The organism is Maridesulfovibrio sp., assembly GCF_965230075.1.
In the GTDB taxonomy this organism is placed as follows: Bacteria; Desulfobacterota; Desulfovibrionia; order Desulfovibrionales; family Desulfovibrionaceae; genus Maridesulfovibrio.
Map to the genome: position 1 here is coordinate 3796859 of NZ_OZ245945.1, position 25642 is coordinate 3822500.

20 protein-coding genes and 2 rRNA genes (1 of these 22 only partly in view) are annotated in these 25642 nt (G+C 47.7%); 10 read left to right on the top strand and 12 right to left on the bottom strand.

Features of this window, described 5'->3' with window-relative positions; all coding sequences use genetic code 11:
- A complete protein-coding gene (locus ACO05Z_RS17195) occupies positions 1-600 on the top strand; it encodes a TIGR00730 family Rossman fold protein (RefSeq protein WP_421903412.1) in 600 nt (199 codons plus the stop codon).
- A gap of 33 nt (positions 601-633) precedes the next feature.
- Here ACO05Z_RS17195 and ACO05Z_RS17200 read toward each other — a convergent pair whose 3' ends face one another.
- Positions 634-1929 (bottom strand): HD-GYP domain-containing protein, encoded by a 1296-nt coding sequence (locus ACO05Z_RS17200; RefSeq protein WP_421903413.1) that lies wholly within the window; start codon positions 1927-1929, stop codon positions 634-636.
- A 23-nt stretch (positions 1930-1952) separates the two neighbouring features.
- On the bottom strand, positions 1953-3104 hold the full coding sequence (locus ACO05Z_RS17205) for an HD domain-containing phosphohydrolase (RefSeq protein ID WP_421903414.1): 1152 nt from the start codon (positions 3102-3104) through the stop codon (positions 1953-1955).
- Between the two features lie 239 nt (positions 3105-3343).
- Between ACO05Z_RS17205 and rocD the strand changes: the two genes are divergently transcribed.
- The 3 genes from rocD to ACO05Z_RS17220 are packed head-to-tail and all read left to right on the top strand — an operon-like array spanning position 3344 to position 9243.
- Positions 3344-4543: an ornithine--oxo-acid transaminase gene (rocD, locus tag ACO05Z_RS17210; protein ID WP_421903416.1), complete on the top strand. Its 1200-nt coding sequence runs from the start codon at positions 3344-3346 to the stop codon at positions 4541-4543.
- Positions 4544-4596: 53 nt separating this feature from the next.
- Positions 4597-8724, top strand: coding sequence for a two-component regulator propeller domain-containing protein (locus tag ACO05Z_RS17215; protein WP_421903417.1), 4128 nt, complete (start codon positions 4597-4599; stop codon positions 8722-8724).
- The gene (locus ACO05Z_RS17220; RefSeq protein ID WP_421903418.1) at positions 8725-9243 is read left to right on the top strand and encodes a hypothetical protein; all 519 of its coding nucleotides are present in this window, start codon (positions 8725-8727) and stop codon (positions 9241-9243) included.
- A gap of 115 nt (positions 9244-9358) precedes the next feature.
- Here the strand turns inward: ACO05Z_RS17220 and ACO05Z_RS17225 are convergent, their stop codons facing one another.
- Positions 9359-9775 carry a secondary thiamine-phosphate synthase enzyme YjbQ gene (locus ACO05Z_RS17225; RefSeq protein WP_419778265.1) on the bottom strand — a complete coding sequence of 139 codons (417 nt, stop codon included), beginning with the start codon at positions 9773-9775 and terminating at the stop codon, positions 9359-9361.
- Positions 9776-9913: 138 nt separating this feature from the next.
- Between ACO05Z_RS17225 and ACO05Z_RS17230 the strand changes: the two genes are divergently transcribed.
- Positions 9914-10333, top strand: a complete 420-nt coding sequence (locus tag ACO05Z_RS17230) for a hypothetical protein (RefSeq protein WP_421903419.1) — start codon at positions 9914-9916, stop codon at positions 10331-10333.
- Between the two features lie 49 nt (positions 10334-10382).
- On the opposite strand, the gene ACO05Z_RS17235 is transcribed toward ACO05Z_RS17230, so the two are convergent.
- Both ACO05Z_RS17235 and ACO05Z_RS17240 read right to left on the bottom strand, forming a co-directional pair.
- Positions 10383-12542 (bottom strand): PAS domain S-box protein, encoded by a 2160-nt coding sequence (locus ACO05Z_RS17235; protein ID WP_421903420.1) that lies wholly within the window; start codon positions 12540-12542, stop codon positions 10383-10385.
- Between the two features lie 131 nt (positions 12543-12673).
- A complete protein-coding gene (locus ACO05Z_RS17240; RefSeq protein WP_421903421.1) occupies positions 12674-13711 on the bottom strand; it encodes a DUF1786 domain-containing protein in 1038 nt (345 codons plus the stop codon).
- A 57-nt stretch (positions 13712-13768) separates the two neighbouring features.
- Between ACO05Z_RS17240 and ACO05Z_RS17245 the strand changes: the two genes are divergently transcribed.
- Entirely contained in the window at positions 13769-14635 is an 867-nt protein-coding gene (locus ACO05Z_RS17245; protein ID WP_421903422.1) for an esterase/lipase family protein, read from the top strand.
- A gap of 48 nt (positions 14636-14683) precedes the next feature.
- Here the strand turns inward: ACO05Z_RS17245 and ACO05Z_RS17250 are convergent, their stop codons facing one another.
- Together ACO05Z_RS17250 and ACO05Z_RS17255 are read right to left on the bottom strand one after the other, a co-directional pair.
- Entirely contained in the window at positions 14684-16273 is a 1590-nt protein-coding gene (locus ACO05Z_RS17250; RefSeq protein ID WP_421903423.1) for a HEAT repeat domain-containing protein, read from the bottom strand.
- A 35-nt stretch (positions 16274-16308) separates the two neighbouring features.
- The gene (locus tag ACO05Z_RS17255; protein ID WP_421903424.1) at positions 16309-16767 is read right to left on the bottom strand and encodes a chemotaxis protein CheX; all 459 of its coding nucleotides are present in this window, start codon (positions 16765-16767) and stop codon (positions 16309-16311) included.
- 227 nt (positions 16768-16994) lie between these two features.
- Between ACO05Z_RS17255 and ACO05Z_RS17260 the strand changes: the two genes are divergently transcribed.
- Positions 16995-18236 (top strand): NupC/NupG family nucleoside CNT transporter, encoded by a 1242-nt coding sequence (locus ACO05Z_RS17260; RefSeq protein ID WP_421903425.1) that lies wholly within the window; start codon positions 16995-16997, stop codon positions 18234-18236.
- A 22-nt stretch (positions 18237-18258) separates the two neighbouring features.
- Positions 18259-20007 carry a chloride channel protein gene (locus ACO05Z_RS17265; RefSeq protein ID WP_421903426.1) on the top strand — a complete coding sequence of 583 codons (1749 nt, stop codon included), beginning with the start codon at positions 18259-18261 and terminating at the stop codon, positions 20005-20007.
- Between the two features lie 11 nt (positions 20008-20018).
- On the opposite strand, the gene ACO05Z_RS17270 is transcribed toward ACO05Z_RS17265, so the two are convergent.
- Positions 20019-20198 carry a hypothetical protein gene (locus ACO05Z_RS17270; RefSeq protein ID WP_421903427.1) on the bottom strand — a complete coding sequence of 60 codons (180 nt, stop codon included), beginning with the start codon at positions 20196-20198 and terminating at the stop codon, positions 20019-20021.
- A gap of 211 nt (positions 20199-20409) precedes the next feature.
- On the opposite strand from ACO05Z_RS17270, the gene ACO05Z_RS17275 reads away from it, so the two are divergent.
- Entirely contained in the window at positions 20410-21477 is a 1068-nt protein-coding gene (locus ACO05Z_RS17275) for an HD-GYP domain-containing protein (RefSeq protein ID WP_421903428.1), read from the top strand.
- Between the two features lie 58 nt (positions 21478-21535).
- Here ACO05Z_RS17275 and ACO05Z_RS17280 read toward each other — a convergent pair whose 3' ends face one another.
- On the bottom strand, positions 21536-22501 hold the full coding sequence (locus ACO05Z_RS17280) for an AEC family transporter (protein WP_421903429.1): 966 nt from the start codon (positions 22499-22501) through the stop codon (positions 21536-21538).
- Positions 22502-22634: 133 nt separating this feature from the next.
- Here ACO05Z_RS17280 and ACO05Z_RS17285 point away from each other — a divergent pair, with 133 nt between their 5' ends.
- On the top strand, positions 22635-23213 hold the full coding sequence (locus tag ACO05Z_RS17285) for a hypothetical protein (protein WP_421903430.1): 579 nt from the start codon (positions 22635-22637) through the stop codon (positions 23211-23213).
- 3 nt (positions 23214-23216) lie between these two features.
- Here ACO05Z_RS17285 and ACO05Z_RS17290 read toward each other — a convergent pair whose 3' ends face one another.
- The 3 genes from ACO05Z_RS17290 to ACO05Z_RS17300 form a co-directional block, all read right to left on the bottom strand.
- Positions 23217-23795 (bottom strand): pentapeptide repeat-containing protein, encoded by a 579-nt coding sequence (locus tag ACO05Z_RS17290; protein WP_421903431.1) that lies wholly within the window; start codon positions 23793-23795, stop codon positions 23217-23219.
- A gap of 202 nt (positions 23796-23997) precedes the next feature.
- Positions 23998-24112: ribosomal RNA gene (gene rrf / locus ACO05Z_RS17295) — 5S ribosomal RNA — on the bottom strand.
- Positions 24113-24209: 97 nt separating this feature from the next.
- Positions 24210-25642: ribosomal RNA gene (locus tag ACO05Z_RS17300) — 23S ribosomal RNA — on the bottom strand (it continues 1501 nt past the right edge of the window).

The following is a 25642-nucleotide window of genomic DNA, read 5'->3' on the forward strand; positions in this document are numbered from 1 at the left end:
GTGAAAAGCATCTGCATCTTCCTCGGTGCCAATCCCGGCAACGATCCTAAATACGCACAAGCGGCCCGCAACATGGGCCGGGAACTGGCCCAACGCGGCCTGACCACAGTTTACGGCGGTTCACGCACCGGACTCATGGGCATTCTTGCTGAAAGTGCTCTGGAAGCAGGAGGCAAGGTCATCGGAGTTATCCCGGAAAGCCTCTATAAGATTGAAATCGCCCACACAGACCTTACAGAATTGCATGTTTCCGATTCCATGCACGAACGCAAAGCCCTCATGGCCGAACTTTCCGACGGCTTCATTGCCATGCCCGGAGGAATCGGAACCATGGATGAAATATTCGAAATATTCACCTGGGCACAGCTCGGCTTCCACTCCAAGCCATGTGGTCTGCTGAATGTTGACGGCTACTACGACAAGCTGCTCAGTTTTCTGGACGGTGTGGTTGAGGAAGGCTTTCTAAAAGATATGCACCGGGAAAAACTGCTTACTGCCGAAACCCCGGACCTGCTCATTGAATCATTCGCCACCTACGAACCGCCCAGCGGATCAAAATGGGTGGAGAAAGTGGACGTCACCCAAGGCAAAAGACAGTAAAAAAGAATCCCCCTACTAATGGCAGGGGGATTCTTATTTCTTGCTCCGTTCCGAAAACTCAGGATCTACAAAATAAATCATCCTGCTGCGCGGCGAAAGGTAATCAAAGACTTCGCGCGCCAGCTTGGCGGGATTAATCGAGTTGGTTATTGTATATTCAGACTCTTCTTCCAAATCTAAAATCAGGGCTTCTTTCTTCGGGACTTCCGGATCATATATAACAACGCTGGGCAGTAAGGGTTTTGCAAGATTTACGGAAATAACCATCCCTACCTTTTCATCATTGAGAACAACTACTGTTCCCGGAGGGTAAATACCCATACATTGTATAAATGCAGACAAGTAATCCGGCTCAAAATAACCGGCCGTTTTGGAAAACATATACGACAAAGCCTGATAAGGGGTCAGCGATAACGCCGGATCATGTTTGTTAATGAGTAAATCGTAGAAATCGGCAATGGCCACAATTTTGGTCAGCTTGCCCAAGTCTGCTCTTTGCAATCCTCTAGGATATCCTCCGCCGCAGCAACGTTCATGATGCTCATACACAATCTCCATTGCCTCAGGAGGATAATCCTCACAACCGGATAGAATATTCACACCATAAAAAGGATGTTTACGCCCCACTTCCGCTTCAAACTTTGTAAGCTTTCCTTTTTTATGCAAAATTTTCTTTTCTATCTTTGCCTTGCCTATGTCGTGAAAAAGACCTCCCATTGCGAGTATGCGCATCTCCTCTTCATCCAACTCCATGGTTCGGCCCAAAATCAAAGATAGAACCGTAACGTTCATGGAGTGGTAGTATACTGTATCGTTCTTATCCACCTGCAAATTCAGGACATGCATAAGAGCTTCGCAATCACTTAAGAAATATTTACTCAAAGTTTTCGAAAGAGTATTTGCCTCCTCAAAGAACTGCATATTCCCTCTGGTGATTGAAAACATGAGGTCTTCAACCTGCTTCACGGATATAGAATACTTCTGCTCCGCGCGGGCAACAGATTCTTTCTTCTCCTTTAGCTTTTCCATCCGCTCTTTCTTCTCTTTGAACAGATCATCTGGAATCGTATCAAATTGAAGCTTCGAAGGACGTAGACTTGACTTCTGCTTCGTGGCTTCCAAAGGCGTGACCAAACTTTTGTCCGGAATGCAAATAACCTTACCAACCCCCAAAGAGCGCAAGGTTTCAATCGTCTTGAAATCCTTAATGCGGAAACTACTGGTCAAAAACGGATGTCGATACCACGGCACACCCACGAGTTTGATATAAACTCCGGGCCTCAGCCGATCCACATCGACCATATGTTCACCATTTTTGAGTCTACCCATATGAACTCACCACGCGACTAGCTTTAAAATATATTTTTTTCCTTAATGGTTATCTTCTTCGTTATATCTATTATGTTTTCCGCATTCCTATGAATGTAATCGATCATTTTGGAGTCCAGCACCTGCGCCCTCGCTAAAAATTTCATTCTCTTGCCTTTAACTACCCCATAAACATCTTCGGCCAGCTCCATTCCCTCGACAAGCCCCAACGGATAAACTTCACGTATATGATACTGCGCTTCTGCCCCCAAAAGCCCACCAAGTTCTTTGATTACTTTCGGGTCATACCTATTGCTCCGTAACTTCATCATGGCAAGCGCTTCACCCGGCCCCCGGCCGCCAGCCTTTAGTCTGTCGAAATCGGAAACAACCTTTAAAATTCTCGCACCCACAGGAATTTCATCTCTGGAAAAGCCTCCATCACTGCCAGCATCCATGTAATGAGCTTCCTGCAGAGAAAGTTTTGTACAAACATCTTCAAAATACGGCAGCCTTGATAGCAATTTGGCCGAATACTCAGTGTGACGGGTAAAGATGCTGTAATCAACACTTCCGAAAGCGTCTCCTGTCTCAATCATATCCAACAACCGATCTGGAAGAAAAACGAATCCAATGGAAGACAACACGGCAGCAACCTCCGTACTCCATGGATCAGGATCTCCCAATTTTCTGCTCAAGCCCTTCACCAGCGGCAAAATACGCGCAGTCCTGCTGTTTAGCCCGGGGTTATGCATGGCTGCGATATCACTGACCATCCTGATTACAGCACGGGTCATTTTACTGGACATATGAGATTCAACGTTTGACAGGCGGTGAAACTCTAAAGCATCCCGCAAGGCCTTCTTTAATATTTTAAGTGAACAGGGTTTGGTTAAAATCCTGAAAACACCACACTCATTTACAGCATTGATTGCCATTGCAAGATCGGCATTGCCACTGAGCAGAATTCGTACAGACGCAGGGGAAACATCCTTAGCTTTGGTCAAGAATTCCACCCCGTCCATCTCAGGCATCTGATAATCAGAAACAATCACATGGAAGGAACCATCTGTCTTTAAAGTTTCAAGAGCTGCAGCTCCGGAAGGACAGCAGGAGATATGAAGTCTTTCGGTCGATATTTTTGAAAATAGCAAGTGGATAGCTACATCGTCATCAACAAAAAGAATTTTATACATTATTGCCTCCAGACCGATTTTGACAAACGGCAGTCATTAATATCTCCAGCATAATACTTCTTTGAATATAAAATAACCCTTTTCAAAAAGAAAATAACTACTTTTTTATTATTAATTTACCCGTAGTTACAAATATAAGACCTTCAAACTGGCTAAAATATATTATAAATCAAAAAGAAGGCTGACAAAAACAGGAGGGTCTTATATAGAAAGGTAAAGCCAAAAATGGAGGGCACACGATGAAACAGTCCGACTACATTGAACTTGAAGACAGATTTGGCGCACAGAACTATAAACCTCTCGATGTCGTAATAGAAAAAGGCGAAGGAGTCTGGGTCTGGGATGTAGAAGGTAACAAATACATGGACTGCCTTTCCGCATACTCCGCTGTTAATCAAGGCCATTGCCATCCACGTATCAAACAGGCCATGCAGGACCAGCTTGATAAACTGACTCTTACTTCCCGGGCCTTCCGCAACGACCAGCTGGGACTTTTCTACGAAGAACTCTGCTCCTTAACGAACTCTCATAAGGTACTGCCCATGAACAGCGGTGCCGAAGCAGTAGAAACCGCCATTAAAGCAGTGCGCAAATGGGGTTATATGGTCAAAGGAGTACCCGAGGACCGTGCCGAAATCATTGTCTGCGCTGATAATTTCCATGGCCGGACCATCTCCATTGTAGGTTTTTCCACCGACCCGGTGTCCCGACGGGGTTTCGGTCCTTTCACCCCGGGATTTAAAGTTATCCCCTTTGGTGATCATAAGGCCCTTGAAAACGCCATCACCCCGGATACTGTGGGTTTTCTTGTTGAACCAATTCAAGGCGAAGCCGGAGTAATCATCCCCCCTGAAGGCTATCTGAAAAAAGTCCGCGAGATATGCACAGCCAACAACGTTAACCTGATTCTTGATGAAATCCAGACCGGACTTGGCCGAACCGGGAAACTGCTGGCCGAAGAACATGAAGGAATTGAAGCAGATATAACCCTCATCGGTAAAGCCCTTTCCGGAGGCTTTTATCCAGTCTCGGCAGTGCTTTCCAATACCGAGGTTCTCGGCGTACTCAAACCCGGTGAACACGGCTCAACTTTCGGCGGCAACCCGCTGGCTTGCGCCGTGGCAAGGGAAGCCCTGAAAGTGCTTCAGGATGAAGCACTGATCCAGAACGCCGAAGAAATGGGTAAAAAATTTCTCGATGGCTTGAAATCCATCAACAACAGCAAAATACGTGAAGTGCGCGGCCGGGGTTTGCTTCTGGCTGTTGAATTTAAACTTGATGCCGGGGGAGCAAGACAGTACTGCGAAAAGCTTAAAGAAAACGGGCTGCTCTGCAAGGAAACCCATGACAATATCATCAGGTTTGCACCTCCGCTGGTGATTACCGCCGAACAGGTGGACTGGGCCCTTGAACGCATTAAACCTATTCTCTCAACTTAAACGGCAATAAACATCCTGTTTTCAAAATATTGCAACCGCACAGGTACTTGCGCATGGCACTGAGCAACAGATTTGCGACTATATTCACAGGAACACTTATATTCTTCCTTGTTTCTATAATGCCCTCATTTGCATTTCAGGAAGAATTGAGATTCGACCGTCTTTCACTAAACGAAGGACTTTCGCAATCGTCCATTCTGTGCATGCTACAGGACTCACGTGGATTCCTTTGGTTTGGAACCTATGACGGATTGAACCGCTATGACGGCAGGAACATAAAAATATACAAAGGCGGCACAGCCAAGGGAGCGCTTTCCGACGGGAACATCCGCGCACTCTACGAAGACAGATCCGGTGTTTTATGGATCGGTACAAAGGGAGGCGGTTTGAACCGCTACGACCGCCACACTGACAGCTTTAAGAACCACCAGCCGATTCCCGGAAACACCAATTCGCTTTCAGCTAAAGATGTAAGTGCGATATTCGAAGACTCAAAAGGACGCTTATGGGTTGGAACCCATAAAGGGGTAAACCTCTTTAACCGCGAGACAAACACCTTTATCCGCTTCCAGAACTCAGAAGTTCCGGGAAGTATCAGCCATGACGAGGTCAGATCTATTTATGAAGACCTTGAAGGCAACATCTGGGTGGGCACTGCTGTAGGATTGAATCTGTTTAACAATGAACAGAAGACATTCAAAACCTTCCTGAGTGACCCGGATGACAAGAACAGCATCTGTGACGACACCGTACTCTGCTTTTACCAGCAAAATCAAAATGAGCTCTGGGTCGGCACCAAAAAAGGGATATCCATCCTTGATGCCCGCCAAGGAAAATTTAAAACCCTGTTTCGCTCACTTGAGATAAATGACATTTATCAGGACCGCTCTGGCAACCTCTGGCTCGGAACCCTTGAAGGATTGGGCAAAAGAGATCCGGCAAGCGCATCAGCGGCTCCGGAAAAAATGATGTTTGACTTCTCAAAAAACAACCAGCTTGATCACCAGAGCCTGAGCAGCAACAAGGTAACCAAGGTAATGGAAGACAACTCCGGGGTCATCTGGGTCGGAACCTATACCGACGGGCTGAGCAAACTGCCTCCCAAGATGCAGGCCTTCGGTATCCTGAGCCGCCAACCTTGGAAAAAGGACACCCTCTCAGGGCTTGAAGTCAGCGCAATACTTGAAGACCGGGAAGGACTGCTCTGGATCGGGACCTATAAAAACGGTCTGAATACCTACGATCCCCGGACAGGTGAAATTAAATCATACAGCACTAAATCTGCTTCACCGTGGAAACTTTCCGGTGACAGGATCAACTGCATTTTTCAAGACAACTCCGGTCTTATCTGGGTTGGAACCCGCAAAAAAGGTGTCTTTGTAATCGATAAGGCCAAAGGGATCGTTGAAAGATACAAATGGGATAAGAAAAATGAAAATTCCCTGAGCCAGAACAATATCTGGTGGATATACGAAGGAAGCATGGGCTACATCTGGATCGGAACCAGCAAGAAGGGACTTAACCGTCTTGACCGCAAGACAGGTGATTTCAAGCGCTATAGCCATTCCGATTCAGACCCGACCAGCCTCGGCCATAAGAGGGTCCGCAACATTTTCGAGGACAGCAACAACAACTTCTGGGTCTGCACCAATGCCGGCCTTAACCTCATGGACCGCCAAAAGGGAACCTTCAAGCATTTCCGCCATGAACCGGACAACCCGCAATCACTATCCAACAACCGGGTAACCCCTGTTGCTGAGGCTGCTGACGGCTCACTCTGGCTGGGCACAGATTCCGGCCTGAACAGATTTGATCCGCAGACCGGCATCTTCACCCGCTACAGCGAAATGAACGGCCTAGCCAATGACGGAATCCAAGGACTATGTCTTGACGACAACGGCCATGTCTGGGTCTCTACTTTTAAAGGTGTCTCCCGTCTTGATCCGGTCAGCGGCAAGGTCTGGAATTTCGGACCCTCAGACGGACTACAAGGCATTGAATTCTGGATTAATTCCTACAACAAAGGCCAAACTGGAAAGATATATTTCGGCGGATTGAAAGGCCTGAATATGTTCAATCCCCGCAACATCAAGATCAACAGGACTCCTCCACCAGTGGTCATCACCGACCTGACCATTATGGGCGCTCCGGCCGATCTGAAAACAAACATCACTGAGTCAGATCAGGTAACACTGTCATGGAAAGATGCCATGTTCAGCTTCCAGTTCGCGGCCCTAGATTACCAGAACCCGAAACTCAACCGCTACCAGTACAAGCTTGAAGGCTTCAACGATGAATGGATAGATTCCCCAGATGCTACAGCCACATTCACCAACTTCGATCAAGGCTGCTATGTCTTCAAGGTCAGAGGTTCAAACAGCGACGGCATCTGGAATGAAAACGGGGCCAGTTTAAAACTGACCATCATTCCTCCATTCTGGAAAACTTTGTGGTTCAAAGCTGTATTGGGAATTTTGGCTCTCATTCTACTCATCATCATTGTGCGCCAACGCACCCGAGCCGTAGAAAAACAAAAAGAACTGCTGGCCGAAGAAGTGGAAAGCAGAACAGCGGACCTTAATCAGGAAATTGAGGAGCACAAAAAGACAGAGAAAAGACTCGAACAGGCCATCCTGAAAACAGAGGAAGCCAATGAAGCCAAAAGCGCCTTCCTCGCCAGTATGAGTCATGAGATACGCACCCCCCTCAACTCAATTCTGGGAGTTGCCGATCTGCTCAAAGATACCCCCCTCACCGATGAGCAGGGCGAATATGTCAATATATTTGAATCATCAGGAGAAATCCTGCTGACCATCATTAATGACATTCTTGATTTCTCAAAAATCGAAGCCAATCATGTCAAGCTTGAGAAAATCCCCGTCGACCTGCTGCAGGAGACGGAATCACTCATGCAACTTCAGGCTACGGCTGCTTCTTCACGCCACGTGGAACTGGTCATGCGCTACAAGCCAGACGTACCGGAAATTGTCCTTGGAGACTCCACCCGGATACGCCAGATATTACTTAATCTCCTTGCCAACGCGGTTAAGTTTACCAGCAGCGGCGAAGTCTCCATTGTTATTTCCCGGGCCCCGGAAAGCAATTCCCCGGACAACATAACCTTCACAATTTCTGATACCGGTATCGGGATTGCCCCGGAAAAACTGGAATCAATCTTTGAACCTTTCTCACAGGCAGACTCCTCAACCACCCGCAGGTACGGAGGTTCCGGACTCGGCCTTTCCATCAGCCGCAAATTGGCCGAGCTTATGGGCGGAACCATTACCGCCAGCAGCACTCCCGGCAAGGGCAGCACCTTCATGGTCACCCTGCCTCTACCCCGTGCACTGCAAACTCCCGTAGCAGCGCAGCCTGATCTTGGATATTCTGAAATTCTGGTGGCGGCCCGCAATCCGGAAACACTGGCCTCAATCTGCGAAACCATTAATTACTTCAATGGAACCGCAACCCCGTGTTCAACGGTAGAAAGCCTGAAAATCCTGCTTTCATCCCCGCAGGACGACAAATATAAGCTGCTGGTCTACGATCTTTCCTTAAAGGATGCTGATGGCCTAAATTTGCTCCACGCAATACAAAAAGAAGGAGTAAAGCTTCCTCCGGTACTGATACTTCAGCAGGGAGCCTGTTTTGACAAAACATACCTTGAGCAAGGCATTGCAGGTAGCGGACAGCCGCTGCCCACTTCGCGCAGACTGCTCCTGCACAATATGATGGAACTGCTTCACCTTTCCACCAAAGAAGAAAAGGGGACCGCAAACCCCAAATCTCAGGAACTGCCGCCCATAAAAATATTGCTAACTGAAGATAACATTCCCAACCGGGACCTGATCCGCCATTTTCTCAAGGATACCGGCACAACTTTGGCCATGGCTGCTGACGGAGCACAAGGCCTGAAACTGGCTACAAATGATAATTTTGATATAATCCTGTTGGATATGGAAATGCCGGTCATGGACGGACCGGAATTTCTTGTAAAATTCAGGGAATATGAAAAGACGAACAACCTTCGCCCAACCGGGGTGATCGCCCTTACCGCCCATGTTTCTGCTGAATATAGGGAGCAATGCATCTCTACAGGGGCAGACGAATTCCTGTCCAAGCCCATTAAAAGGGACACCCTGCTGCAGACCATATTGAACATCTATAACAAGACCAGATAAATGGAAAAACTCACCGCTAAACAAACCAAATGGCTTCGTGCCCTGCATATGCTCAGTGCCTGTCTCTGGGGCGGTGGCGCACTTTCACTGGTCCTGCTGCACTGTCTGTTTGTTCCTTCCTCAGGGGAAGCCCTTTACGGCAGGGATATCTGCCTCAAACTGGTGGATCAGTATGTTGTCACCGCCGGAGCACTGGGCTGCCTGGTAACCGGATTCATCTTTGCGTGGAAAAGCGCTTGGGGATTTTTCAAATTCAAATGGATCGTCACCAAGTGGGTCATAAACATAGGCTTCATCGTTTTCGGATTCACCTGCTTCATGCCTTGGCTGGACCGCATGAGCGAGCTTTCCGGCAATACAGGAGCATTGGCCCTGCAAACCCCGGAATACCTGCGCAGCCAGTTGCTCAATGAAATATCGGCATTCGCTGTATTCGGCTGCCTGCTTTTTCTAGTCTGGGTCTCGGTTTTTAAGCCGTGGGGTAAGACTAAATTCCACCTAAATTCAAAATCCAGTTAAGAAAGTGCCAGATGCAAGGCGCAAAAAATGGCTGGAACGATGCGTATTAAGGCATACGTGAGTTTCAGCCTTTTTCGCAGCAACACCGCAGATGGTGCTTTATCAACTGGATTTTTTACTCGCCTATAATCTTGACCAAGACCCGCTTGCGTCTCCCGCCGTCAAATTCTCCATAGAAAATCTGCTCCCAGGTGCCGAAGTCGAGCTGACCGTCGGTAATGGCGACTACCACTTCACGACCCATGACCTGCCGTTTCATATGGGCATCGGCATTATCCTCGTAACCGTTATGACGATACTGACTGACCGGCTCATGGGGAGCCAGCTTTTCCAGCCATACTTCGTAATCATGATGAAGCCCTGATTCATCATCATTGATGAACACACTGGCAGTAATGTGCATGGCATTGACCAGACAAAGGCCCTCTTTAACACCCGATTCTGCGAGACACTTGTCCACTTCCGGGGTGATATTGATGAACGCCCGCCTGCCCGGAACCTCAAACCACAATTCCTTTCTGTAAGATTTCATATGCTGAAGCCTCCGTATCAGCTTGACATCTGCATGCTGCAAATGCTTGATTCTCTTTTTGCCCCGCAGCTGATGCAGGGCCATCTTCGTCACAAACGAACAGCCTAAAAGCTACATAATATTTCAGGGAGAAACAACATGGACAAAGGTTACGCGGAAACTATCGCCTCCGACATCATGCAGATGCTCGAATCAGCCAAGGGCAGCGATCTGGACCTCAACAGCGGATTCCAGAATGACGCTTTCACAGCCGAGAACTTCTCCTTCGGCTACCTGTTCTATCCCCGTGAAATGCTCCTCGCCATCCCGCAGCTGCCGCAGGCGGTAAGAAAAAAAATCAAGAAATCAAACATCCTCGGAACCGTAGATCTTGAAGGTAGAAAAGTAGGTATCCACCTCATCTGCTCCATGAACAAGGGCTTTGATGAAATCGAATCCGCAGAAGACATCATTGCCGGGATCAACAACAAGGAACTGATGGATTTCAAGGAACAGATTGCCGGAATCCTGCACAAAGACCTTGTAGGAAATATTGAAGAGAAAACAACTGAACAGTAGTTAAAATAAAAGTGCCGCCATATCCCTCTAGGGTATGGCGGCATTTTTTTTAGTGCTTTGCGCGGGGTATCAACTTACCGATGATCTGGACCAGCTCATCGATTTTGACCGGTTTTGATGAATAGGCATCCATGCCGTTACTGAGAAATTTCTCGCGGTCTCCTTCCATGGCGTATGCTGTCAGGGCAATGATAGGAATATCGTTCCCTTGTTCCCTGATTTTCTTAGTGGCCTCAAGGCCATCCATTTCAGGCATCTGCACATCCATAAGGATCACATCAAAAGGCCCGCTGTTCTCCAGCAGGTCCAAGGCTTCAAGTCCATTTTCAGCCGTCTCCACTTCAAAGCCCTGTTCGGTCAGGAAATGGGCAATATAGAGCTGGTTGGTTGCATTATCTTCAGCCAACAGGATACGTGCGGCCAACTCTTTATCATTCCTGCCTTCATCAAGAAAAGAAGTCTCTGTTTCAACGCATTCACCGACACTGGACTTAAGTTTAATTGTAAATTTAAACTCCGACCCCCAGCCTTCCTTGCTGGTAAAGGTGATATGTCCGCCCATCATCTCAACTAATTGGCGGGAGATTGCCAGCCCCAAACCGCTTCCGGGATGGCGCTTTGAATATCCGGCATTAAGCTGGACAAAACTTTCAAACAATTTTTCGGCCTTGTCTTCGGAAATACCAATTCCGGTATCCTTAACCCGGAATTCAAGCACAGCCCCCTCTTCAAAACTGCCGACGTGATCCACTGAAATTTCCACATACCCCTTTTCAGTAAACTTAATGGCATTACCGACAAGATTTATGATGATCTGGCCCAAACGGTATTCATCGCCGTGGTAACAGCGGGAAACATCATCGCTGACATGTGCCCGCAGTTCGATCCCTTTTTCCTCAGCCTGAACCTTAAGCACGGAAAGCTGTTTTTCCAGCATATCATAAAGGTTGAAGTCTTCAGGTCGAAGTTCCATCTTACGGGCTTCAATTTTGGAAATATCAAGAATATCATTGATAATATGCAGCAAGGACTCCGCAGCCTTTTTCACTGTCATCAAATAACCCTGCTGTTCTCCGGTCAGATCGGTATTCAGGGTCATCTCGCTCATGCCGATGATAGCACTGATGGGAGTACGAATTTCATGGCTCATATTGGCAAGAAATTCACTCTTGGCCCTGCTGGCTTCCTCTGCTGCGTCACGGGCCTCACAAAGCTCAACCTCACTGCGCTTACGCTCAGTAATATCCTGCCCCACCGCAAGTACGCCAAGCGCACCGCCCTTGGCATCCAGCAGCCGGGAAAGGGACCACTGGATCATACGTTCCTCTCCCCCTTTGGCAACCACGTAGTTCTCCAGCAGGCGCAGGGGATTACCAGACAAAACAGTAGCAAACTGGCGGTTATGGTCCGGCCAGAGCCTTTCCGGGACAAATAGTTCGTAATAATCCCGGCCCAGGACTTCATGACGGGTCCTGCCGAAAAGCTGTTCAGCCATGCGGTTGAACTCAAGAATCTTCTTATCTGGTGAAAGCAGGATGATCACGCTTTCAGCAGTCTTGACCAGTGAACGGAAACGGTAGGCACTTTCCTTAAGCGCTTCTTCCACCTTCTTTCTGGTGGTGATGTCCTCAACAGAGGCCACAACCTTCTTGATGCTGCCGTCATCTGAAATAATCGGGGAGGCGTTAATGGAAAGGAGCACCTTGCGCCCGTCCAGCCAGTGGATGGCATGGCGGATATCGAGAACTGCATTACGAATTTTCATTACCCGGTTGAAAGCCAGCCTTTCCTCAGGAAAAGGAGAGCCATCATGAGCGGTAATTTTCCAGATGGGATCATTATGCTGTTTGCCGATAATCTCTTCACGGGCAACACCATGCACCCGCGCAGCCTGATCATTGGCAAAAATAATCTTGCCGTCATTGTCCATGACCAGAATTCCCATGGGGCTGGTTTCCATGATGCTGCCCATGAGATCCCGCTCGCGCTGTAATTCAACCTCAACCTTCTTTCTCTTGTCTATGTTGAGATAAAGGAACCCAATGAAAATAAGCAGGACAGTTATTATGATAGCGGCACCAAGGATAAGAATCCTGTCAAGATTACCGGACCCAAGCTCGGTAAGTGCAGCGGACAGCCAGCCTTCGGCAAAGATGTCCGTACATCCGGGCAGGAACAGTAAAGTGGCAAATAGTATCGTGCGCAACATAATTCTAAAACTGTATCCGGTATTTTCGTTTATCCGGTTAAGATAGTTCTATCAGCATAAATGATAAGCAGATCACATACATCATTATCGTTATTAATCACTCAGAGCAAGACCAGAAGTAACTTTATTAACTACAGTATCCCTTTCAGGGTTAAACCCTTTATCAAACCAAAACATCCGGCCAGCATCATATCCCCGCCCGGAGACGGAAACTCTACAGGATAACCGTTTAAAAGGGCTCTCCGGGGACCAAGCACATAGGTAGGAGCAAAACCCTGTGCTTCTTCAGGTAAATCAAGGGTCAAACAGCCGTGGCCCCAGTCATCAAATACGTCCTGAAAACTGATCTGCCCCTGCCGGAACCGTTGAGAATCATCCCAGAGTTTTTCCGGGGTCATATTTCCGGTATGATGCTCATAAACACCGTAAACAGCACCTTTGTAGAGCAGGAAAGACACCGTATGGCTGTTACCCACATTGATCAGGCAGACTCCCTGCCTGTGGCTGTGCTCCATTATCTCATCTACAAAAAGGGCACCAAGTACCGCCGCAGCACCGGTATCACTGACCGCACCACCGCCGATGCTATCCTGCAATTCAGCCATGCGGGTAAATTCGTCAGGAACGGTTTCAAAAACGAGGCTTTCCGGGCGCCCTCCATTCTCCAGCAGCAAATGTTTCCAAAGATTAAACCGGCCGATGCGGTTACTCTTACCGGGATGATAGCCGTGATCCTGAACAGATGCAGTCACGTAATCCGGGTAATCCAATCCTGCGGCCTTAAAAAAGTTCTTCCACCATCCGGCATCGAAATCAGCAAGAGGAACTTCCACACACCCTTCCGGCTTTTCCTCAGCAAGAATGATCCCGTTACTCTCCAGCCGGGACAGGTCGTCGCCAAGGGCCAAAGCCGCACGCGGATGAGCGTATACTTTATACCCGGCCTCCATATGGGGATAGACAGACCGTCCGAATCCACCGCCCATATTCCGGCCAGAAAGATAAATATCGCGTCCCTGCCCGGTCAATTCCTTGATCCGTTCTCCGACGACCCTTGCCGGAGAAGGCAGTACAAACTTAAAACAGTTCTCAATCTCCACATCTTTAATATAATACAGAACATCCTGAGTTCCACTGCCGATATCCAGACTTAAAACCGTACTCTTCACTCCAGATCTCCATTTGTAACAGTAAAGATTGATAATTATGTTGCAGGCGGAAACAATTTGCGTCAATTGAAAACAGAATATGTTAACCGCAACCCCGCATCGACCATGATGAAAATATTTTTTTTCGCCGTCCTGCTGATCCTGCTGCCCCTACCTCTGATTCTCTTTGCCGCCCTTTGCAACAGAGCGGAAATCCGCAGGAGAGGTATCAGACAGACGACCAAAGACATTGCCCAAGCTACAGTTTCAGCAGGGATAAGCCTGATCATTGCCATCTGCACCCGGCCATTCACTTTTCTATGCAACCTGCCGCTGATCAGAAAAAACGGAAACAGCACTCCCATCCTCATGACCCACGGCCTGTACCATAACAAGGCTGCATGGCTGGTCATGCGCTACCGTTTGAACCTTGCGGGGTTCAGCAACCTGCACGCATGGGAATACAACAGCTTTACTACATCCTATCCGGAACTGGTGCTGGAACTACGGGATATAATTTCAAAATTACACTTGGAATCCGGGGAAAAAGTAATCCTCATCGGACACAGTCTCGGAGGTCTGCTTTCCTGCGGATCGGCACAAAACCCGGAAATGGAAAAGATGTGCGCGGGAATTATCACCCTTGGCACCCCTTACCGGGGCAGCGAACTCGCAGCCATTGCTATCGGAAGACTGGGACGCAGCCTGCACCCGCAAAGCAGCCTTTTTAATGGCAACAATAAAATCGGCTACCCCCGGATCATCTCCAAGACTGCCATCATCTCTCCCACTGACGAGTTGGTGCTGCCGTGGTCCAACCTTGAACCTGTGGCGAATGCGTGGAATATCAAGCGTACCCGGGCTTTGGGCCATGTGGCCATGCTTTACAGCAGACAGGTGGGAAACATGGTGGTTGAAGCAATTCGTAAAATCCAAAACACATAAAAAAAGGGAGAACCATATCAGTTCTCCCTTTGTAGTAATCGTTATTTTCTAGGAAACGTATTCAGCAATCTTGGCCTTAAGCTGATCGGCTGTGAACGGCTTGGTGATAAAATCGTTCACCCCGGTTTTACGGGCCAGTTCCTGCTGGGAATATTCTGATTCAGTGGTGACCATGATGACCGGGATATCCGCATAGCCTTCAGTCTGGCGGAGCTTGGAAACGAATTCCATTCCGTCCATGACGGGCATGTTCATATCAGTGATAATCACGTCGAACTCTTCACTGAGTTCAATGTGTGAATATGCTTCCTGACCATTTTCAGCCACAGTGGGTTCATATCCACCATTAGTCAGAATGCTGCGGTAAAGGGCAAGCATGGATTTGGAATCATCAACAGCCAAAGCCCTCTTGCCTCCGGCAACTACAGCCTCAGGCAGTCTGGCCATATCTGCTTCCGCTTCTTCACCGCCAATCTCGGCCAGTTTGGTCCGGAAAGCTTCATGAACTTCGGAGTCCTTGGATGCTGCCACAGCATTCATCAGGAAACGGCCAATCTTGCCTTCTCCATACAACGCCTGAAAAACATTCACAGCCTTGGCAGTGACAATAGCCCGCAGGATTTTCCCGGCCTTGCTACCACCCTGCCCTACGATCTCAACCAGCTTTTTGGTCACACCGGGGTTAACCAGCCCATCAAGACCAGTCATAACCGCTACGGCAATAAGCTCGTCATCATCTTCCAGACCATCGATGAGGCTGATCACACCCTTCATGGTGCCGATCCTGCCAATAGCTTCATAGATGGCATACTTCACACTGGAATCAGTGGAGTACTGCTTTTCAATGGCATCCATGAGCACATCAAGACCGTCCTTGTCACCAATGAAACCAAGTACGTTGGCAGCGAGGATCAAGTCATCTTTAGCGGTATCCGGACTGATTATCTTATTCAGGTAAGATACAGCCCTGCCGCCTAAAGAGGTCAGCGAATCAGTAACTACCCGGCGTACAGTAGGATTGCGGTGGTGCAGATTGGCAACAATAAAATCAAGGGCATCGTCAGTGCCGATGGCGGAGAGGCATTCAACAGCCTTCCATGTGGTCAAATCGCAAACTTCATAACGGCCGTCCTCATTGTTACGCTCAACAAATCCCTTAAGAGCAGGGACGGACTGCTCATCCTTAAGTTCAGCAAGCATCTCAATGGACATGACCACGATAAGATCGTCATCGTTATTAATATTGGAACGGAAAAGCTCAAGGGACTCGGGGCCGCCTATTTTGGAAAGAGAAGTCAGAACCTCGAACAGAAAATCAGGATCAGTATTATCATTTGCCATCTGCAGAAGAACAGGAACGGCACTTTTGAACTGAAACTCACCGCAAACCCTGATGCACAGCGTACGCAGCTTACCTTCTTCCTTATCCAGAAGTTCAACCGTTTTTTGCTCATCAGCGGAAAGAACACCGTTCAAGGCAGTCACAACCATATAATCAACAGAAGTATCTTCAAGCGGATTCTGAAAAAGGTCCAGCAACCCATCCAGCTCCACCGGATCTTTTGCTGTGGCGACTTCATTGAGAATACTGATTTTATCCAAGAAAGATTTTTCTCTGAAACCGGTTAACATAGACATATCGCTATCTCTCTTTTTTTCAGTGGAACTTTGTTCTATTCAAAACAGAATTCAATGGTGAAATCCCCAGCATCGGTTGTGAAGGGGATAGCCATAATAGGAGTATTGGCAATGTGGGTTATGGTATGGTTATCGCCCATAATTACCGAAGGAGTGGCCCCGGAAAAACTAAGGCCCTGTTCAGCCAGACCAGCCCTGGCCTGACCGGAAACCATGTTGGTAATTTCGCCAACAGCATCCTGAACATCCTGCAAGATATCCTGAACATCATCGCCAAGCATATTCTTTACAATGGTAACCGCACAATTTTTTGAAAAAGAAATTGAAATGGTACCATTCATATCACCGGTAATACCGACCAGACCCGTGACGTCACCCACTGCGGTCTTGGTTTTCTTTACATAAGGTTTTCCGGGCTTCGGAGTGATCATGGCCATCATCGACAGCACATCCACTGCAGCCTTGATAAACGGCTTAGCAAGTTCAACATTCATATAGACATTCCCTACATCAGAAGTTTTCTCCAAGAGCAGGATCACCTTCAGTTCACGGTCTTTTCCTACTTAGAACACAATTTGACAGATACTAACTTCAAAAACAGAAAGGTTCAAGAGACATGATTAAAATCAGAAGACAAAATCCATCAACGTTGCAGCCCAGCCTAGTATCATGTAATCCACATGAATATTTCAAATACTCTATTTACAAAGGATAATAAAAAATGCTTCAAAGCTTGGCCGGACTGTTCGGTTTGGTATTCATTGCATGGCTGTTCAGTGAAAATAAAAGAGGACTCAGCCTGAAAAACATCCTCACCGGAATGGTTCTTCAGTTTGCCGTAGCCGCACTCATGTTGAAAGTTTCCTTTTTCAGTGACCTGATCATGTATTTAAACCATGCTGTAGATGCACTGCAACAAGCTACACAAGCCGGGACAAGCTTTATATTCGGTTATCTTGGCGGAGGCCCGCTCCCCTTTGCCGAGACTTCTCCAGGCGCAAGCTGGACCCTTGCCTTCCGGGCCTTGCCGCTTATCCTTGTGGTCAGTGCGCTTTCCGCCCTGCTTTTCTACTGGCGGGTCATTCCGGTAGTAGTCAAAGGCTTTTCACTTGCATTGCAAAAAACCATGGACATCGGCGGTGCACTGGGCCTTGGAGTTGCCTCAAATATTTTCGTGGGCATGGTCGAAGCACCGATCATCATCGCCCCCTATGTCAACAACATGAGTCGCAGTGAACTCATGACCCTGATGATCAGCGGCATGGCGACCATCTCCGGCACAGTGCTTGTGCTCTACGCCTCCATCCTGAATCCGGTCCTCCCCGGTGCCATAGGCCATATTCTGACCGCCTCCATCATCAGTGCCCCGGCGGCAATCCTGATTTCCCGGATTATGGTTCCAGAGCAAAAAGGACACCACGGAGAGGACAGTCTCAAAATCAAAAGTACTGCCTCCAATTCCATGGATGCCGTGGTCAAAGGGACTTCCGACGGCGTAAACCTGCTTATCAATGTAGTGGCAATGCTGCTGGTTCTGGTGGCACTGGTTGCCCTGACCAACCAGATCCTTTCTTTTTTACCCGATTTTCACAACGAACCGCTAACCCTGCAGCGCATCTTGGGTGTCATAATGTGGCCCATAGTCTGGCTGATGGGAATTCCCGCAAACGAGGCCTACGCTGCTTCCTCACTCATGGGGACCAAGACCATTCTTAACGAATTCCTTGCTTACCTGCAGTTGGCCGGACTTCCCCCAGGAACCCTGTCTTCGCGTTCAACCATAATTATGACCTACGCCATGTGCGGATTTGCCAACCTCGGCAGCCTTGGGATTCTTCTCGGCGGCCTTGTCTCCATCGCCCCTTCCCGTAAGGATGAAATAGTCGCTCTGGGTACAAAATCGGTGATCGGGGGAACTTTGGCTACCTGCATGACCGGAGCTGTGGTAGGACTGCTCTATTAAGTAAAAAAGGATTCAGGCAGACATGTTCAAATCAGGCAACAACATCAGCCCTGCGGAACTGAAACACTTCCTGCATAAACGGGCCCCCTCGCGCAATGCCGTGCTCATCCTTGCGGCAATTGTCATCGGGGCCTGTTCGGCTTTGGCTGCTGTAGGTTTGAACAGGGCCCTTGATTTCCTGAGCATGCTACGCAAGACCAACTCCCACCATTGGTGGATGTTCATGTTGCCCGCAGTGGGGGCCGCACTTGCTGTCATCCTGAGCAAAAATGTTTTCAAGGAATCAGGGGGACACGGAGTCGGGGAAGTAATAGCCAAAGTTGGGCTGAAGCAGGGAATCCTGCGTCCCATTTCAATCATCAGCTCACTTTTGACCAGCTTACTGACCATTGCCAGCGGCGGGTCTGCAGGTCCTGAAGCACCGGTTGTAGTCAGCGGATCGTCAATGGGCTCAAACCTGTCCCGGCTGTGCAAAATGAGCGGACAGTCACGCATGACCCTCATCGGCTGCGGTGCTGCCGGATCTATCTCGGCAATCTTCAATGCCCCGGTAACCGGAATGATCTTTGCCGTAGAAATCATCCTCGGCGAATGGACTCCCTACCACCTTATCCCCATTGCCATATCTTCGGTGGTCGCCACCCAGACCTCACGGCTACTAGAGGGCAACGTCATTCCGTTCAGCGACCAATTCCCGCCCATGGGGGTCACCGATCTGGGGACTTCCATCCTGCTGGCCGTACTTACCGCACTAATTTCTGTGGCTTTTGTACGTTCCATCCGGCAGGTAGGGTCCATCTGCTCTTCATTCACCAACAAACCATGGATCAAGGCTGCCTGCGGCGGTCTGGCCGTAGGGATAATCGGCATTTTCTTTCCGCTGGCCCTTGGCGAAGGCTACACTTCCATCAAAATGGCCATCCACGGCACCCTGCCTGATGGAATTGCACTAGTTGCACTTATGGGAATGATCAGGATAGTCACCACATCCCTTACTCTTGGCAGTGGAGGATTGGGGGGCATATTTGCGCCATGTCTCGTAATAGGCTCACTTTTCGGCGCATTTTACTACCGAATAATTTCCCAGATTGTCCCCCAGCACATGCTCACCGGCGAAGGATCATACGCACTGCTGGGCATGGCCGGAGTCGTCAGTGGAGTGATGCAGGCCCCGCTTACAAGCGTATTTCTGGTGCTGGAAATAACCAACGGCTATCAGGCGGTGATGCACATCATGACCGTAACTTTCCTTTCGTCTATGCTCACCCACGCCTTTGAACCATCATCTTTCTACTTCCGTGATCTGGTGGAAAAAGGACAGCTGCTGCGGCCCAAGACCGATGAAAAAATACTGGCGGATATTGACACCAGTCAGCTGGTACACGACAAGCTGACCTATGCCTGCCCGCAAATGACAGTCAACGAATTCCTGAAGGTACTGACCAGCACCAGCCAGACCCACATCCCCATTATCAACAGTGAGACTCAGAAGTTCATGGGCATGGTCGATGTAGTTTCAGCACGTTCCTCCATCCTTGACCCGGATCAGCAACAAAACAACATCGGAGAGGTTGCTATCGACCGAAATGCCCCTGTCATCGAACAGGGCATGGGAGCGGCAGAAATCCTTGAAATAATGAATCGCAGCGGCAAGCGCACCCTTCCGGTAATGAAAGACGGCACCTTCAACGGTTTTATCACCAAGGAAGATATCCTCTCAGCGTACCGGGGCGAAATGAAATCCTACGGCAAAAGCGATAACCTCTTCTAAGTTCGGACAGGCTAATCCTCGCGCTTATCACTTTCAGATGATTGGCTCTCTTCATCCTGCACATACTTAGCTTTCACAATTGTGTCCGCAACGCGGCCCATGACCTTTTCCAGCTTACGTTTCAAATCCGGCTTCTCTTCCAACACCTTCTTTGAAACACTCATGAATTTATCAGGTATTTTGTCAGCCATAAATTCCCTGTAATTTTCTTCTTCAATTACTCCGCAACAACATTGCAACAAGCATTGCATCTTTCATCCACACTGCAAACCTATAAAAATAAACAGAAGATTAACAATAAATTAAGACGGGTATTTACTTTTTTACCCTGCTGTAATATTCTTCAATATCGTTTAATTTTTAGCACTTGGAAAGTGCTCTTTACTGAAAGGAATCAGTACCATGAATAATGATGCAGAAAGCCAAAATGCCGGAACTGAGGAGTTCTTGCAAATCAGTTTCAATATTTTAAATACATTTGGAGCCAGACTACCTGTCTCTCTATGTATTCACGACGACGAATTTGAACGCGTCGTTCCCCTTTTTGCTAAAGACACAAGACTTTCCAGTAAAAAGCAGGAACAGGTCAACAATTATTGCAATGACGGTAACCTGTTCATATCCAAAGAAGATTACGCTTCACTTGCCGGACATATAAGCCAGAACCTTGGTGCATTGCTTACCGAACATTTTCTTGATGAAGCTGCTGCAGCGGAAATTTTCTATGAAGGAGTTCTGGAGAAAGTTCGGTCCTTTTACTCCAACCCCATAGGGGAAACCTTAGCCGATCTCAGCACTGTTCTGGCTATTTTCTGTGAATACGTCTGGGTGGACCCCAACAGATGGACATACTTTTTCAATACACTCAAGCGGGAAAAAGATCTCTGCTGCCATGTAGTGAATACTCTTTTTGTGGGCACTTCCATTTATTTGAAAGTTCTCTATAAACCCGGAGAAAAAATGGACCTTAAGCCCCTTGCCCTGGGATTGGTCCTTCATGATCTGGGTATGACTCAGATTCCGTCAGCAGTAACGGAAAAAAACACCAAGCTGCTTTACAAAGAAAGAATGCGCATGCAGGAGCATGTAGATATCGCAGAAAAAATGCTCAACCGCCTTGAAATCAGAGATGATACCATCAAGGCTTGTGTATTTGACCACCATGAGCGCTTGGACGGGAGCGGTTACCCAAAAGGACGTCGAGGCGATGCCATCAGCCTCGAAGCAAAAGTCTGCGCCATATCAGATGCCTTCTGCGGAATGATTGCCGACCGCTATCACAGGCCCGGACTAAACCCCATTCTCGCAGCCATCATCCTGACGGAAAGTAAAACCAAATACGACACAGCGCTGACCACTTCGCTAATCTCTTTCATCATATCCAACAACCCGGATATGAAGGCGTTGTTGCAAGATAAAGCAAAAATGCAACAACTAAGAGCCATCGCCCTGCAGAAAGCAGCCCAATAAAGAACAAAAGCCGGAGTGAACATTTCACCCCAGCCTTTGTTTATTCATACTTAAGAACCTAACCACGAATCAGCGGGATTCCGCACGCTTCTGCCGCCACTAGGGTCAGAAACATGGTCGGTATATATAAAATCATAGAAACCAGCACAGTAGCTGAAGTTTCTGTTTCGCAAGTGATATAAGATTCCGCAAGCACGCAACACAGCGCCGCTGTGGGCATTCCAGCAAGCAGCACACCCATTAGCAATTCCTGCCCCCGCACTCCGAAAGCAAACAAGCAAACCGCGGCAAGAAGTGGATGCAGTATCAATTTAAATATATTGACCAGCCCGATATTAAACCACTTCAACTCCATTTTCTGGCGGACAATCAAAATCCCGATTGCAAACAATGCACAGGGAACCGAAGCCATACCGAAATTGTGCAAACCCTCAGCGAGAAATTCCGGAAGTTTCCAGTGCAGAAATGAAAAAGCAGCTCCGGCAAAAGACGCGCCTATCAAAGGCGTTTTTAACATTGAAAGAGCAATCTGCCAGATTATACTCAGCGTGGACTTTGACTTATCCGCCCGATGCAGTTCAAAAGTAGCAACCACCATAATGACAATAAATATCGGTAGGATGATGGCCAATGTGGTCGCAATCAATGCCTGTCTGCTGCCGTCATATAGATACATCATGATCGGTAATCCAAGGTAAGCGGAGTTGGGAAAACTTCCGGAACTGGCCCGGATACCGTCCTCTGTAAAATGCCCCTTGAATATAAATTTTGAAGCAAGAAACATCAGCCAGTATGCACCGATCATGGCAGAGAGATAACCGCCGATAAAACGGACCTGCGCAATTTCCTCAAAGGGAGTAGTAGCCAGCGAACCAAATAATAAAGCCGGGAGTGTAAAATAATATACAAACCCGTTGAGTACAGTTGCAGAATTTTCAGGGAGTATTTCACGCCGGAACGAAACTGCCCCGGCAAAAACCATCAAAAATAAGGGAGTAAGCGCAGAAAGGACAAGTGTAAGCATATATTCAACTCAGGATTGAAAGATTTAATCTAAAGGGGCGGTCAGCAGATTTCTGGAATTCGTATAGACATTTTCAGTAAAAAATATTTATATAATAACAGGATGTAAATTTCATGACCAACCGGAGTCTGTGTTGCCAGAAGAAATTATTCTAAGAAATGACATGCGTCCAGTAGGTATTGCACTATGTAGTTTCGGACTTTTCGGAACAATAGGATTTTTGCTGTTCAGCATTTTCGGTTCCTTTACCGCGCAGAGTGATGGAGAAATCTATCTGGCCCGCTTATTGGCTATGGTAGGGATCGCCGCCTTTGTTTGGAAAATGATAATTCTAAACGCTCAAAAAAATTTCCTTGAAACCAGCGAAGACGGCATAAAACTCAGCAATTCCATAACAAAATACATCCCATGGGATAATATCAAAGATATAGTCGTTGAAGAGCAGGAATCTGAACAGGAAGCTGAAGAAGACTATTCTCCATTCATAAACTATAAACCAGCTCCAGTCATATATCTGGAACTGCACAGTGCAGATAAAATTCTGTTTGAGAGTACTGTCCGAAAATTCTCAGCTAGGAAGATTAATAAGTTCATTGCCCAGCTTTCTGCTGAACACAACCGTATCCCTTTGGAGATAATGATCTCTGTCCACACTCAGGAAGAAATTTGTAAAATGTTGCGGGCACGCTGGGAGAGAGCTGTCAGCAATTAATTTCTACTTCAACTCAATTTCAAGATTTGCCAGCAAAGATACTGCTTCAGGTAATGAAAACTTGGTTTTTTTGAGCTTATTTGTCTCTGCATTCATAAAATAATTTCGGGAAGAGGTGAAATCAGAATAGCTCAAATCTGTCTGGTGAAACTGACATCCGGCGAAATCACAATCCTCAAATTTGACGCGCGCTAACTTGCAGTCAGAAAATGCTGCATCCCTTAATGAGCAGGAATTGAATTTAACCTTAAGCAAATTTTGACTGCTGAAGGCACACCTGTCCATGAGACAATTGGTATAGCGCGCTACTATAACCGGGCCGAGATTACCCCAGTTAATTCCCAGCAACTTTGAATCACGGAATTCTGTGTCGATGACCTTTGAATTTGAAAACACAGCCACAGCCATATTACACCCCACAAACTGACACTCCTGAAATTCGCAATCAATCAATTCAGTATACTGGAAAGAAGAAGCCTCAAAAGAGCACCTGTAGAAAGTCACTTCCTGTAAGGTCTGATCCTCAAGATCTATATTTTCGAACTGAATATTTTCGTAGGATTCGAAATCAACTATCTGCATTACTTCTCTCCCTAAGAGATCATTTTCATTGGGGGGTTATACTACTCAATCAGCAGAGAATCAATCAGATTAGTTACAAAATACCAGCACTACTTGAACACAAAAAACACCCCACACTCATCAAGAGTCCGGGGCTAAAAAACTCATCTTCCCCAAACGCAATAAAGCCCCCTTGAATTAACAAGGGGGCTTTGAAATAAAAAGCTTGCGGCGACCTACTTTCCCACTGGCTACCCAGCAGTATCATCGGCGATGGAGAGCTTAACTTCCGAGTTCGGAATGGGGTCGGGTGTGACCTCTCCTCAATGGCCGCAAGCAAATTTGCTTGCTCTTTTTGAGCAAAATATATTGTTTAATAGAGAAGAATTTACCCCTTACTTTAACTAGTAGAAGTTAAAGTTAAGGGAAGAGAAGAAAAATAAGTCGCACGATTTATTAGTACTGGTCAGCTGAATGCATCGCTGCACTTACACCTCCAGCCTATCAACCAGGTGGTCTACCTGGAATCTTTAGATGCTAAAGCATAGGGATAACTAATCTTGAGGCAGGCTTCCCGCTTAGATGCTTTCAGCGGTTATCCCTTCCGAACTTAGCTACCCTGCAATGCCGCTGGCGCGACAACAGGAACACCATAGGTTCGTCCACCCCGGTCCTCTCGTACTAGGGGCAGACCCTCTTCAATTATCCTACGCCCACGGTAGATAGGGACCAAACTGTCTCACGACGTTTTAAACCCAGCTCGCGTACCACTTTAATCGGCGAACAGCCGAACCCTTGGGACCTGCTTCAGCCCCAGGATGTGATGAGCCGACATCGAGGTGCCAAACCGCGCCGTCGATGTGAACTCTTGGGCGCGATCAGCCTGTTATCCCCGGCGTACCTTTTATCCTATGAGCGATGGCCCTTCCATGCGGAACCACCGGATCACTAAGACCAACTTTCGTTCCTGCTCGACATGTCTGTCTTACAGTCAAGCTCCCTTATGCCTTTGCACTCGACGGCTGGTTTCCAATCAGCCTGAGGGAACCTTTGCAAGCCTCCGTTACTTTTTGGGAGGCGACCGCCCCAGTCAAACTACCCACCAGACACTGTCTCTAGGCCGGATAACGGCACTAGATTAGAATTCAAGACTATCAAGGGTGGTATTTCAAGGTTGGCTCCACCGACACTAGCGTGCCGACTTCAAAGCCTCCCACCTATCCTACACATGATAGCCCTAAACCCAATGTCAAGCTATAGTAAAGGTGCACAGGGTCTTTCCGTCTTACCGCGGGTAACCGGCATTTTCACCGGTAATTCAATTTCACTGAGTCTCTGGTTGAGACAGTGGGGAGATCGTTACGCCATTCGTGCAGGTCGGAACTTACCCGACAAGGAATTTCGCTACCTTAGGACCGTTATAGTTACGGCCGCCGTTTACTGGGGCTTCAATTCGGAGCTTCGCCGAAGCTAACACCTCCTTTTAACCTTCCAGCACCGGGCAGGCGTCAGTCCATATACATCGTCTTACGACTTAGCATAGACCTATGTTTTTAGTAAACAGTCGCCCCCCCCGATTCTCTGCGGCTCCAAACAGCTCATTAAGTGAATCAAGTCACCGTCTGGAGCATCCCTTCTCGCTAACTTACGGGATCATTTTGCCGAGTTCCTTAACCAGAGTTCTCTCAAGCGCCTTGGTCTACTCGACCCGACTACCTGTGTTGGTTTGCGGTACGGTCAACAAATGCTAAACTTAGAAGATTTTCTAGGCAGTCTGGAATTACTCACTTCAAACGTAAAGTTACGGCATCGTGTCTCGGCCTTAAAGGAAAACGGATTTGCCTATTTTCCAAGCCTACGCACTTACA